The 13,230-nt window shown below is 39.9% G+C and carries 13 protein-coding genes and 1 rRNA gene; all 14 read left to right on the plus strand.

The window, feature by feature from the left end:
- Positions 1 to 87 precede the first annotated feature (87 nt).
- The gene (tilS, locus tag J7E81_RS22705; RefSeq protein WP_215045751.1) at positions 88 to 1,473 is read left to right on the plus strand and encodes a tRNA lysidine(34) synthetase TilS; all 1,386 of its coding nucleotides are present in this window, start codon (positions 88 to 90) and stop codon (positions 1,471 to 1,473) included.
- A gap of 23 nt (positions 1,474 to 1,496) precedes the next feature.
- Positions 1,497 to 2,039 (plus strand): hypoxanthine phosphoribosyltransferase, encoded by a 543-nt coding sequence (gene hpt / locus J7E81_RS22710; RefSeq protein WP_215045754.1) that lies wholly within the window; start codon positions 1,497 to 1,499, stop codon positions 2,037 to 2,039.
- A gap of 124 nt (positions 2,040 to 2,163) precedes the next feature.
- A complete protein-coding gene (ftsH, locus tag J7E81_RS22715; RefSeq protein ID WP_215045755.1) occupies positions 2,164 to 4,122 on the plus strand; it encodes an ATP-dependent zinc metalloprotease FtsH in 1,959 nt (652 codons plus the stop codon).
- A 112-nt stretch (positions 4,123 to 4,234) separates the two neighbouring features.
- Positions 4,235 to 5,002, plus strand: coding sequence for a type III pantothenate kinase (locus J7E81_RS22720; RefSeq protein ID WP_215045757.1), 768 nt, complete (start codon positions 4,235 to 4,237; stop codon positions 5,000 to 5,002).
- Between the two features lie 33 nt (positions 5,003 to 5,035).
- Positions 5,036 to 5,914: an Hsp33 family molecular chaperone HslO gene (gene hslO, locus J7E81_RS22725; RefSeq protein WP_215045759.1), complete on the plus strand. Its 879-nt coding sequence runs from the start codon at positions 5,036 to 5,038 to the stop codon at positions 5,912 to 5,914.
- Positions 5,915 to 6,004: 90 nt separating this feature from the next.
- Entirely contained in the window at positions 6,005 to 6,901 is an 897-nt protein-coding gene (locus J7E81_RS22730; RefSeq protein WP_215045761.1) for a peptidyl-prolyl cis-trans isomerase, read from the plus strand.
- A 199-nt stretch (positions 6,902 to 7,100) separates the two neighbouring features.
- Positions 7,101 to 8,027, plus strand: a complete 927-nt coding sequence (cysK, locus tag J7E81_RS22735) for a cysteine synthase A (protein WP_215045763.1) — start codon at positions 7,101 to 7,103, stop codon at positions 8,025 to 8,027.
- A 95-nt stretch (positions 8,028 to 8,122) separates the two neighbouring features.
- Positions 8,123 to 8,965 carry a dihydropteroate synthase gene (gene folP / locus J7E81_RS22740; RefSeq protein WP_215045765.1) on the plus strand — a complete coding sequence of 281 codons (843 nt, stop codon included), beginning with the start codon at positions 8,123 to 8,125 and terminating at the stop codon, positions 8,963 to 8,965.
- The gene (gene folB / locus J7E81_RS22745; RefSeq protein WP_215045767.1) at positions 8,958 to 9,317 is read left to right on the plus strand and encodes a dihydroneopterin aldolase; all 360 of its coding nucleotides are present in this window, start codon (positions 8,958 to 8,960) and stop codon (positions 9,315 to 9,317) included. Before folP ends, folB begins: the two co-directional genes overlap by 8 nt.
- A 2-nt stretch (positions 9,318 to 9,319) precedes the next feature.
- Positions 9,320 to 9,847, plus strand: coding sequence for a 2-amino-4-hydroxy-6-hydroxymethyldihydropteridine diphosphokinase (folK, locus tag J7E81_RS22750; RefSeq protein ID WP_215045769.1), 528 nt, complete (start codon positions 9,320 to 9,322; stop codon positions 9,845 to 9,847).
- Positions 9,799 to 10,005, plus strand: a complete 207-nt coding sequence (locus tag J7E81_RS22755; protein WP_215045771.1) for a helix-turn-helix domain-containing protein — start codon at positions 9,799 to 9,801, stop codon at positions 10,003 to 10,005. The genes folK and J7E81_RS22755 overlap by 49 nt, the downstream gene beginning before the upstream one ends.
- A gap of 17 nt (positions 10,006 to 10,022) precedes the next feature.
- A complete protein-coding gene (gene dusB / locus J7E81_RS22760; RefSeq protein ID WP_215045773.1) occupies positions 10,023 to 11,024 on the plus strand; it encodes a tRNA dihydrouridine synthase DusB in 1,002 nt (333 codons plus the stop codon).
- A gap of 286 nt (positions 11,025 to 11,310) precedes the next feature.
- A complete protein-coding gene (gene lysS, locus J7E81_RS22765) occupies positions 11,311 to 12,795 on the plus strand; it encodes a lysine--tRNA ligase (protein ID WP_215045775.1) in 1,485 nt (494 codons plus the stop codon).
- 319 nt (positions 12,796 to 13,114) lie between these two features.
- Positions 13,115 to 13,230, plus strand: a 16S ribosomal RNA gene (locus tag J7E81_RS22770); the annotation flags it as partial.

Here is a 13,230-nt window from a genome sequence, read left to right on the forward strand (position 1 = left end):
CTAGACAAAGAAAAGCGGAAGCTGACGGTTAGTGCCGTTCCCCATTTCGCTTTTAATCAAATTTGCTTTAGAAAGTGTGCAATTGATATGTTAGAATCAAAAGTCGAGTCCTTTTTGCAGCATCATTCTTTTTCCTTGGAAAACAAAAGGATTGTAGTGGGCGTTTCAGGCGGGCCTGATTCATTAGCACTGCTGCATTATTTGCTGAAGGAAAGAGAAAAAAGAAACCTGTTTCTTGTTGTTGCCCACGTTGATCATATGTTCCGTGGTGAAGAATCCTTCCAAGATGCCATGTTTGTCAAAGCCTTTTGCGGACAATACAACATCCCGTTTGAAATGGTTCAAGTTAATGTCACTAAAATCATGGAGGAAACAGGAAAAAGCTCTCAAATTGCGGGAAGAGAAGTAAGATATAACTTTTATCATACAATAATGGAACAGTACCACTCCCCGTATTTAGCATTAGGGCACCATGGTGATGACCAAATGGAGACCATGCTTATGCGGCTAACACGAGGAAGCAGTGGAAAGGCAAGAGCGGGTATCCCATTCTCCAGGCCGTTTTATGAAGGAATTATTTTTCGCCCTTTCTTATGCTTAACGAAAGAGGATCTTCAACACTATTGTAGTAGGCATCATCTCATCCCAAGAATAGACCCAAGCAATGCCAAGAGTATTTATAGCCGAAATCGTTTTCGTAAACAGGTCCTGCCTTTCCTTAAAGCTGAGAACAGGCAAGTACACGAACACTTTCAACGGTTTAGTGAAGAACTGCAAAGCGATGAAGAGTATTTGCAGGAATTAACAGCGGAGCAATTGAAAACAGTGTTGACAAAAAGAGAAGAGGACAAAATTACTATTGACATAAAACAATTCCAAACAATGCCTTTACCTTTACAAAGGAGAGGGATTCAACTAATATTAAACTATCTTTACAAAGAAAAACCTGCATCTCTTTCTGCAATACATATTGATCAAGTATTTTCTTTAATTTATCATCATGAACCTTCAGGAACACTTGATCTTCCTAATGGTTTAAAGGTTATTCGCTCCTATTTTCAACTTTTTTTTCAATATGAGCAAATAAAGCCAGAATCATTTTATTTTGAAATCAATGAGCCTGGAACGATTATGCTGCCAAATGGAGGGAGCATTATAATCGATTATATACCTGGGGAAAACCCTGAAGTGTTACAGAATAGTGCTATTTTTAATGCAGCTCTTCTTCCATTTCCATTGATTATCCGAAATAGAAAAAAGGGCGACCGAATGACAATCAAAGGCATACAGGGTTCGAAGAAATTAAAAGATATTTTTATTGATCAAAAAGTTCCACGGCAAGACCGGGATATCTGGCCGGTCATAACCGACGGAGAGGGATCCATTATTTGGCTTCCAAATTTAAAAAGGTCTTCTTTTGAAGGTATCGATGCAACTGCAGAACAATATATCCAACTAACATACATTATGTAATGATCTTCTAGGGGGCACATTTTATGATGAAAGATGATATTGAAAAGGTATTAGTTTCAGAAGAAGAAATTCAAGATAAGATTAAGCAATTAGCAGGCCAGCTAACGGAAGAGTATCAGGACCGTTTCCCGCTTGCGATTGGGGTTTTAAAAGGAGCAATGCCATTCATGGCAGACCTGCTAAAACGATTGGATTGTTATCTTGAAATGGATTTTATGGATGTATCAAGTTATGGTACGGCCCTTGTATCTTCCGGAGAGGTTAAAATTTTAAAGGACCTTGATACTTCGGTTGAAGGCAGAGACATATTAATTATTGAGGACATCATTGATAGTGGGTTAACACTCAGTTATCTGGTTGATTTATTCCGTTATCGCAAAGCAAAATCAATCAAAATTGTTACTTTGCTCGACAAACCGACTGGCAGAAAGAGCGACATCCAGGCTGATTATGTTGGCTTTGTTGTTCCAGATGCGTTTGTGGTGGGTTACGGATTAGATTATATTGAAAAATACCGCAATTTACCATATATTGGAGTATTAAAACCAGAAGTATATAGCAAATAATGAAGTAAGAAGAAGTAATGAGTCTGGTTTCTGAAAGCCTTTTTACTGAGAGTAATTCCTTGAATTAGTAAGATTTTCTATGATACTATTTAATATAGTTTTTATCCGCGGGAGGAGGTAAGAGATGAATCGGATTTTCCGTAATACCATCTTTTATTTATTAATATTTTTAGTTATTATCGGCGTGGTGAGTTTCTTTAATGGAAGCAATGAGCCGACAGATCATATTTCATATGATAAATTTGTATCGCAGCTAGAGAGTGGTAAAGTTAAGTCATTTTCTATGCAGCCTGAACGCGGTGTTTATGAGGTTCAGGGACAGCTAGAGGCTAATAACAAAAAGTTTATTACCTATATTCCTAACAGTGAAAAGATTCTCGACCGTATTGATAAGGCTGACTCGAAAGTAGAGGTTTTACCAGCAAAAGAAACAAGCGGCTGGGTTACTTTCTTTACTTCCATTATTCCGTTCGTGATTATCTTTATTTTATTTTTCTTCTTGTTAAACCAAGCTCAAGGCGGCGGAAGCCGAGTCATGAACTTCGGTAAATCAAAGGCAAAGCTGTATAACGATGATAAGAAAAAGGTTCGTTTTAGAGATGTTGCCGGTGCAGATGAAGAAAAAGCAGAGTTAGTTGAAGTAGTTGAATTCTTAAAAGACCCTCGAAGGTTTGCTGAACTTGGAGCAAGGATTCCAAAAGGTGTCCTTTTAGTAGGACCTCCTGGTACAGGTAAGACATTACTAGCACGGGCCACTGCAGGTGAAGCGGGCGTACCTTTCTTCTCAATCAGCGGTTCAGATTTCGTTGAAATGTTTGTCGGGGTTGGGGCTTCTCGTGTACGTGATTTATTTGAAAATGCGAAAAAGAATGCACCATGTATTATTTTTATCGATGAAATTGATGCCGTTGGACGCCAGCGTGGAGCTGGACTTGGCGGTGGACATGATGAACGTGAACAAACATTGAATCAGCTTTTAGTTGAAATGGATGGATTCGGAGCAAATGAGGGAATTATCATTATAGCTGCCACAAACCGGGCAGATATTCTCGATCCAGCATTATTACGCCCAGGCCGTTTTGACCGTCAAATTACGGTTGATCGTCCAGATGTAATCGGACGTGAGGCGGTGCTGAAGGTCCATGCACGTAATAAACCATTAGACGAAACCGTTAATTTAAAAAATATTGCAATGCGGACACCTGGTTTTTCCGGTGCTGATTTGGAAAACTTATTAAATGAAGCAGCACTAGTGGCTGCCCGCAGTAATAAAAAGAAAATTGACATGGAAGACATTGATGAAGCAACGGACCGTGTTATTGCTGGTCCTGCTAAAAAGAGCCGTGTTATTTCTGAAAAAGAACGCCGAATTGTTGCCTTCCATGAGGGCGGACATACTGTTATTGGATTAGTGCTTGATGAAGCGGATATGGTTCACAAAGTTACGATTGTCCCACGCGGGCAGGCTGGTGGATACGCTGTTATGCTTCCAAGAGAAGATCGTTACTTTATGACGAAACCTGAATTACTTGATAAAATTGTAGGTTTATTAGGCGGACGGGTTGCGGAGGAAATTGTGTTTGGTGAAGTAAGTACTGGTGCACATAATGACTTCCAACGCGCTACAGGAATTGCTCGTAAAATGGTAACCGAATACGGAATGAGTGATAAGCTAGGACCGCTTCAATTTGGTCAAGGGTCAGGCGGTCAAGTTTTCTTAGGACGTGACATTCATAATGAACAAAATTATTCTGATGCGATTGCCTATGAAATTGACCTGGAAATCCAAAGCATTATAAAAGAATGTTACGAAAGAGCTAGAAAAATTCTTATGGAAAATCGTGATAAGCTTGATCTCATCGCAACGACACTTCTTGAGGTTGAAACGCTTGTCGCTGAACAAATTAAATATCTGGTGGAAAATGGTCATATGCCAGAACCGTCTCTTCATTTAGAAACGGTTAAGATCGGACCTAAAAAAACAGATGATGTGAAGGTAAATATCAATAAAAAGAAGGATGAAGCTGAAAGTGAGGAAAAATCTTTCCTAGACAGCCCTTCAGATGATATTGATTATAAGTAATTAAAGTGGAAAAGAGTGCTTCAAGGAGGCACTCTTTTTTTTTACTCATATCCTATTTATGATATGATGTTGCGTATGAGGTAAAGAATATTAATAAAAGCGAGTGATAGATTTGATTTTCGTATTTGATGTGGGAAATACCAATATTGTCTTAGGTGTATATGATGGCGATGACCTGAAGTATCATTGGCGGGTGGAAACAAACCGCAACCGTACAGAAGATGAGTTTGGAATGAATATAAAGGCCTTATTTGACTTTTCAGGTCTTACCTTTTCTGATATTGATGGCATTATTATTTCCTCAGTTGTGCCGCCAATCATGTTAGCTTTAGAAAGAATGTGTCAAAAGTACTTTCACCTAAAGCCCCTTGTTGTCGGACCGGGCATAAAAACAGGACTTAATATTAAATACGAAAATCCAAGAGAGGTTGGCGCTGACCGAATTGTGAATGCTGTGGCTGCTATTCACGAATATGGAAGCCCGCTAATCATTGTGGATTTTGGTACAGCAACCACTTATTGTTATGTGAATGAGGAACGTCAATATATGGGTGGAGCAATTGCACCGGGAATTGGAATTTCGACGGAGGCTCTATATTCCAGAGCAGCAAAATTACCACGGATTGAAATTGCAAGACCAGAAGGGGTAATTGGAAAGAACACGGTTTCTGCTATGCAGGCAGGTATTGTCTATGGCTATGTAGGACAAGTGGAAGGAATTGTGAAAAAGATGATGGACCAAAGTGCAAAACAACCTACTGTCATCGCCACAGGCGGATTAGCAGGCTTGATTTCACAAGAGTCAAAGATTATCGATATCGTCGATCCTTTTTTAACTTTAAAGGGTCTTTCACTTATCTATAAACGGAACATGGGATAACCTAAACGTATTCAGCAAGAAGGGAGCGAGACAATGAAAGATTATTTAGTAAAGGCATTAGCCTATGATGGAAATATACGGGCATATGCTGTTCGCACAACAGATACCATCAGTGAAGCACAACGCCGTCATCAAACATGGCGCACGGCGTCGGCTGCGCTTGGCCGCACGATGACTGCAGCAGTCATGATGGGAGCTATGCTCAAAGGTGAGGATAAACTCACTGTGAAAATCAATGGGGGCGGTCCGCTTGGCCCAATCGTAGTTGATAGTAATGCCAAGGGTGAGGTTCGCGGATACGTGACTAATCCAGAGGTTGATTTTGAGTCCAATGAACACGGCAAACTTGACGTCCGCCGTGCAGTCGGCACCGAGGGCATGTTAGCTGTAGTAAAGGATATTGGCTTACGTGACTTCTTTTCTGGACAGGTACCTTTGGTATCAGGAGAACTAGGAGAAGACTTTACCTATTACTTTGCCACTTCTGAACAAGTACCTTCCTCTGTCGGAGTTGGTGTGTTAGTGAACCCGGATGACTCCATTTTGGCTGCAGGAGGATTTATTTTTCAATTAATGCCTGGAACACCTGATGAGCTAATTTCTAATCTAGAAGAACGATTAAAAACGATAGAGCCGATATCAAAACTAATTGAGCGGGGTCTTAGCCCTGAGCAAATCCTTGAAGAATTGTTTGGAAAAGAGCATGTTAAGGTCTTAGAAACGATGCCTGTTCACTTTGAATGTAACTGCTCCAAAGAGCGTTTTGCCAATGCGATTATTGGCCTAGGAGCTGCTGAAATAACTGCTATGATTGAGGAAGATGGACAGGCGGAAGCACACTGCCACTTCTGTAATGAAAAGTATCAGTATTCCAGGGAAGAGCTCGAAGCCTTAAGGTCTGAATCAAAATAAGCTATTATGCAAAAGGATCCAGCAAGCACCCAGTCCCAAAGTGGACTTCGCAAAACGGGTGCTTGCATTTTTCAAATGGAGGAGAAATGGTTGGGGAAGAAGCAGCTTTGGATGATCATTGCCGCCCTTGTTTTTTTAAACTGCCTGACTGTAGCCTATTTTTTAACAAGGGTAAACGAGGTAAATGGTATAGCCGTTAATGACGAGGCCGTGGCAAATATAGGGAAGAAGGAAATTACGAGACAAGCCTGGCTGAATGAGCTAGAGGCTAAATATGGCAAAGATGTATTGAAGGAAATGATTGATCAAAAGGTAATCGAAGAAATGGCGGCAAAATACAAAATTAAGGTATCAAATCAAGATATTGACCGAGAATATCGAATGCTTCAGACCACCTATAATGCTTTTAGTCAGAAAAATCATCAAACCGAAACTAAATGGAAGGATCAAATCCGCAGCAGTCTGCTCTTAGAAGAGCTTTTGACTAAGGATGTGTCTGTGTCCAACAGTGAATTAAAAAGGTATTATACTAAAAATAAAAATCTTTTCAGTGCACCAGCTGCCTACCATTTATCACATATTGTGGTTAAAACGAAAAAAGAAGCAGAAACAGCGTCAAAAGAGATTGCCCATGGGTCTAGCTTTTCAGCCATGGCTATGGAACGGTCGATTGAGGAGTTTTCAGCCAATGAAGGCGGGGATATCGGCTATATTAGTGAAGGAGATGAGCGGTATCCAAAGCAATATCTGACCGCGGCTAAAAAATTAAAACCAAAGGCTGTCAGCAAACCGATAAAGGTGAAGGACGGATACGTTCTCTTAAAACTAAATGGAAAAATGAGTGGAAAAAGCTATTCCTTTGCTGAGGTTAAAGACCAAATCCGCCGGCAAATTGCGCTAGAGCAAATGAAAACACCAGCTACAGCCTCTATTTTTTGGGATGAAGCTAAGGTCAATTGGTTTTACGGAAAGAAAGACTCAAATTAAAGACACCGTGATCATTCAATCCCCCTAAAAAGGAGTATTTGGAAATCTAGTCCAAAGGACTTATAATTAGGACATACCTACTAATAATATTTTCAATTTATTTGAAATTTTACAATCAAAACAATTGACAAGTTGGCTTGAAAACTGGTAAATTTAATAATATAAATCCAATAAAAATACTCGGAATAGGGGTGCCTTCATGGTTCGTGTTGCAAATTCAGTGGCTGAGTTAGTTGGCCAAACACCAATTGTAAAATTAAACAGATTAGTAGATGAAAATAGTGCTGACGTTTATCTAAAGCTTGAATATTTTAACCCAGGCAGCAGTGTTAAAGACCGTATTGGTCTTGCAATGATTGAAGCAGCAGAAGACGAAGGTTTAATTAAACCAGGTGATACCATCATTGAACCAACAAGCGGAAATACAGGGATCGGGCTTGCTATGATTGCAGCAGCTAAAGGTTACAAGGCAATCTTTGTTATGCCTGAAACAATGAGCTTAGAAAGAAGAAACCTTCTTCGTGCATATGGTGCAGAGCTTGTGTTAACACCTGGTCCAGCAGGTATGAAGGGTGCTATTGCTAAAGCAGAAGAACTAGTTAAGGAACACGGCTATTTCTTACCACAACAATTTAAAAACCAAGCAAACCCTGAAGTACATAAAAGAACGACAGGGAAAGAAATTGTGGAACAAATGGATCAACTTGATGCTTTTGTATCCGGAATCGGAACAGGTGGAACGATTTCAGGTGCAGGTAGTGTTATTCGTGAAAAGTTCCCAGAAGTAAAAATTGTTGCCGTTGAGCCAAAAGATTCACCGGTTCTATCAGGTGGTAACCCTGGTCCGCACAAACTTCAAGGACTTGGTGCAGGATTTGTTCCTGATACATTGAATACCAACATTTATGATGAAGTAATTCAAATCGGTACGGAAGAAGCATTTGAAGCATCCCGCCGTGCTGCTAGAGAAGAAGGTATCCTAGGCGGTATTTCTTCTGGCGCAGCTATTTCTGCAGCCCTAAAGGTAGCGAAAGAATTAGGAAAAGGTAAAAAGGTACTAGCGATTATTCCTGATAATGGAGAACGTTATTTAAGTACCCCACTTTACCAATATGATGCTGAATAAATAAAGAAGGAGGCGTTGGCGAGTTTTTGCCGAAGCCTCTTTTTTTTGTGAAAACTATGATAAAATGTGAAAAACAAGCTGTGGGGGAATATGGAATGAGAACAACTCAAGAACAAATCAAGTGCGGGCCCTATACCTTGGATTATTCGAAAAAGACCCTTGTAATGGGAATTTTAAATGTAACCCCTGATTCCTTCTCAGATGGCGGGGATTTTAATCAAATTGAGCGCGCGGTGGAACATGCTAAGGAAATGGCGGAAAATGGTGCGGATATTATTGATATTGGCGGTGAATCCACCAGACCGGGTTATACAGTCATTTCCGATGAGGAAGAAATTGGCCGGGTTGTCCCAGTAATAAAGGCCATTTCGGAACAGGTTCCCATTCCAATCTCAATCGACACCTATAAAGCAGAGGTTGCCAAGCAGGCAATCGAAGCGGGGGCTCATATTATTAACGATATTTGGGGAGCTAAAGCCGATACTAGAATGGCAAGGGTTGCAGCTGACTACAATGTTCCGATCATCCTGATGCATAATCGTCATGACCAAAATTACAACTCCTTTATGAGAGATGTCTTAAATGACCTTTATGAAAGTATTACAATTGCAAAAAATGCCGGAGTAAGCGATGAAAATATCATTTTGGATCCCGGTATAGGTTTTGCGCGTAATTATCAGGAAAACGTGTTAACCATGCAAAACTTAGAAAAGTTTGTCATGCTGGGCTATCCTGTACTATTAGGAACATCTAGAAAGTCAATGATCGGACAAGCATTAAACCTGCCTGTTCATGAAAGAATCGAAGGCACTGGTGCAACTATTTGTTATGGGATTCAAAAAGGCTGCCATATGATCCGAGTTCATGACGTAAAAGAAATGAGCAGAATGGCTAAAATGATGGATATATTGATGGGGAAGGATGCTGTCATTGGATAAAATATATGTAAATAGGATGGAGTTTTATGGTTATCATGGCGTTTTTCCCGAGGAAAATCGGTTAGGTCAGCGATTTATTGTGGATTTAGCAGTTTCTGTTGATTTAAAAAAAGCGGGGACAACGGATGAACTTAAGTTTTCCGTTAATTATGGTGAATTGTACCAGGTTTGCAAAGAAGTGGTTGAGGGGAAACCATATAAGCTCTTAGAGGCAGTCGCTGAAGAACTTGCGGCAAATATCTTAAGGGTATTTCCACTTGTAATGGATGTTACTGTTAAAGTAATTAAACCAGATCCTCCAATCCCAGGGCATTACAAATCGGTGGCCGTAGAAATTACGAGGAGTAGATAAAAGTGGAAAATACAGCATTTATTGCCCTTGGCTCTAATATAGGAAACCGTTATGATAATATAGTTAATGCAATTAATCGATTAAAGAGTTATCCTGCTATCCAATTGGTAAATTTGTCATCTGTGTACGAAACGGACCCTGTTGGATATGAGGATCAAGATTTATTTTTGAACATGGTAATCAAGGTACAAACGAACCTAAGTGCGATGGAGTTATTAGAAACATGTTTAAAAATTGAATTAGAACTTGGAAGGAAAAGGGACATTAAGTGGGGCCCACGGACAATAGACCTTGACATTCTAACTTTTAACCAAGAAAATATTGAATCAGAGAAACTTACTGTACCGCACCCAAGAATTGTTGAGCGGGCGTTTGTATTAGTTCCATTAGTTGAAATGGATCAAAACCTTAGAATAACTGGGGTGGATAAACCTCTTAACATATTGTTAGACGAACTACCAGATAAAGAAGGGGTCCGATTATGGAAGCGGAAAAATGGGGAAGACGTATTCGTGCCTATCGGAAGCTAAAGGGTTATACACAAGAAGGCTTTTCGAGGGAATTAGGTGTATCAGTATCTATTTTAGGTGAGATTGAAAGAGGAAATCGCCTGCCTGCCGAAGATTTAATCGAGAGGATTGCTGATTCTTTAAAAATTAGTATAGAAGATTTAAAACCAAGAGAATAGAGAAAAGGAGGTACCGAATGTTAAAAATAGGTGATATTGAAATAAAAAATCCTGTGGTTTTAGCGCCTATGGCGGGTGTATGCAACTCAGCATTCCGTTTGACGGTTAAAGAGTTTGGAGCGGGATTAGTTTGTGCGGAAATGGTCAGTGACAAGGGAATTGTTGTTAAAAATGAAAAAACCATGAACATGCTGTATATCGATGAGCGGGAAAAGCCACTTAGTCTGCAAATTTTTGGCGGTGAAAAAGATACGCTTGTGGAAGCAGCCAAATTTGTTGATCAAAACACAAACGCCGACATTATTGATATCAATATGGGCTGCCCTGTTCCAAAAATCACTAAGTGTGATGCCGGGGCAAGATGGCTGTTGGATCCAGATAAAATTTATGAAATGGTATCAGCTGTTGTTGATGCGGTAGAAAAGCCTGTAACAGTAAAAATGCGTATGGGCTGGGATGATGAGCATATTTTTGCGATTAAAAATGCCCAAATGGTTGAGCGGGCTGGTGGAAAAGCTGTTGCAATGCATGGCCGTACCCGTGTGCAAATGTATGAGGGAAAAGCAAACTGGGATATCATTCGTGAAGTAAAACAGTCTGTTAACATCCCTGTTATCGGAAATGGGGACGTACAAACGCCTCAAGATGCGAAAAGAATGCTAGAAGAAACAGGTGTAGATGGCGTCATGATCGGCAGGGCTGCACTAGGGAATCCTTGGATGATTTACCGTACCGTTCAGTATTTAGAAACGGGTAAACTTTTAAGTGAACCGTCGGCGCGGGAAAAAATCGACGTATGTATCCTTCACTTAGATCGTTTAATTGCTTTAAAAGATGAGTATATTGCAGTTCGTGAAATGCGCAAGCATACAGCGTGGTATTTAAAAGGAGTCCGCGGTAATGCGAGAGTGCGGAATGCCGTTAACGAGTGCAACACGAGAGAAGACCTAGTTACCGTATTAAGAGGGTTAGTAGCTGAAGTAGAAGAAATGGATGAAAGTCAGTTAATCGTGGGTTAATTTGACAGTCCTCGCCCTATTTTCTATAATATCTTTAGTTTACTGATTAGAGCTGCCAGTAGCGTTACTGGCAGTTTTTATGTATTTATGAACTTTTTTGATGTCTGAATTGCCATGTTTGTGTAAAATAATATAGTATGCAAAAAAAGTGGAAGGACCGAAACCTGCAAATGGGGCTATTAGAGCTATGCATTTGTTAAAGGGTAGGTGCTAAAGCTAGACAAGTTAATCGGCCAGTATTCTTTTAGTTTTACATAAAATAGAAAGTTATGGAGTTGAAGTAATCATGAGTCAGGAAGAATTAAACGACCAATTCTTGGTCAGACGTGAAAAAATGAATACAATGCGTGAAAATGGATTAGATCCATTTGGAAAGCGTTTTGACCGTTCTCACACTACAAAAGAGTTGATTGACCAATACGCTGAATTAGAAAAAGAGGAAATTGAAGCTAAAAATGTTTCTGTTACATTAGCCGGACGGATCATGACAAAACGCGGGAAAGGTAAGGCCGGATTTGCCAATATTCAAGAATTAACCGGTCAAATTCAAGTATATGTGCGTCAAGATGCTGTTGGTGAAGAGTCCTATAAGGTATTTGATTCAGCTGACCTTGGGGACATCATTGGGGTATCAGGCACCCTGTTTAAGACCAAAGTAGGTGAACTATCTGTAAAAGTAGACAATTTTGTATTCCTTACAAAAGCACTTCGTCCGCTTCCAGATAAGTTTCATGGTTTGAAGGATGTAGAGCAGCGTTATCGTCAACGTTATTTAGATCTAATTATGAGTCAGGAAAGCAAGGAAACATTTATTACTAGAAGCCGAATTATCCAATCGATGCGCCGTTATCTAGATGACCATGGTTATTTAGAGGTTGAAACACCAATGATGCATGCGATTGCCGGTGGTGCTTCCGCACGCCCGTTTATTACACACCACAATGCTCTTGATATGCCTTTATTTATGAGGATAGCCATTGAACTTCACTTAAAGAGACTAATCGTTGGCGGACTTGAAAAGGTCTATGAGATTGGCCGTGTATTCAGAAATGAAGGTGTTTCTACTCGTCATAATCCTGAATTTACAATGATTGAACTTTACGAAGCCTATGCAGATTACCGGGATATTATGAGTCTTACTGAAAACCTAATTGCCCATATTGCTCAAGAAGTTTTAGGGACAACGACTGTTCAATACGGTGACTATGAAGTAGATCTTAAACCTGAATGGAAAAGACTACACATGGTTGATGCGATAAAAGAATATACAGGAGTCGATTTCTGGAAAGAGATGACTGTTGAAGAAGCTCGTACACTTGCTAAAGAGCATAATGTAGAAATAACAGAACACATGCTCTATGGACATATTGTTAATGAATTTTTTGAACAGCGGGTAGAAGAAAAGTTAATTCAGCCTACTTTCATTTACGGGCATCCTGTAGAGATTTCACCGCTTGCGAAGAAAAATGAAGAGGATCCACGTTTCACTGATCGTTTTGAGTTGTTTATCGTTGCTCGTGAGCATGCAAATGCCTTTACTGAACTTAATGATCCGATTGATCAAAGAGAGCGTTTTGAGGCTCAAATAAAAGAGCGTGAACAAGGTAATGATGAAGCCCACCAAATGGACGAGGACTTTGTGGAGGCATTAGAATATGGTATGCCGCCAACAGGTGGATTAGGAATTGGTATCGACCGCCTAGTTATGCTGTTAACTAATTCCCCATCAATCCGAGACGTACTATTATTCCCATTAATGCGTCACAAGTAAGGAATTTAAAAGTGCCAGAGTAGTCTGGTGCTTTTTTTGTTTATAAAAAAGAAAGAATATTTTTACTTTGAAAAAAGGTGTTGCAACCACCGTCAAATGGTGGTATATTATTATCTGTTGCTGCGAGACAGTAACACGAAAGAAAAAAGATTTAAAAGGTTGTTGACATTACGTTAATAACTTGGTAAGATGATAAAGTCGCTTTTGGGCGATAGAAAAATTGCTCTTTGAAAACTAAACAAACAAAAACGTCAACAAACAATAATATTAGTTTCTATTATGAAACTAAGCCAACGTAACAAATTGAGCTAAATCAACTTTCTTGGAGAGTTTGATCCTGGCTCAGGACGAACGCTGGCGGCGTGCCTAATACATGCAAGTCGAGCGAAACAACAGGAGCTTGCTCCTGTTGTTTAGCGGCGGACGGGTGAGTAA

The organism is Bacillus sp. ISL-18 (genome assembly GCF_018613415.1).
Lineage (GTDB): Bacteria > Bacillota > Bacilli > Bacillales > Cytobacillaceae > Neobacillus.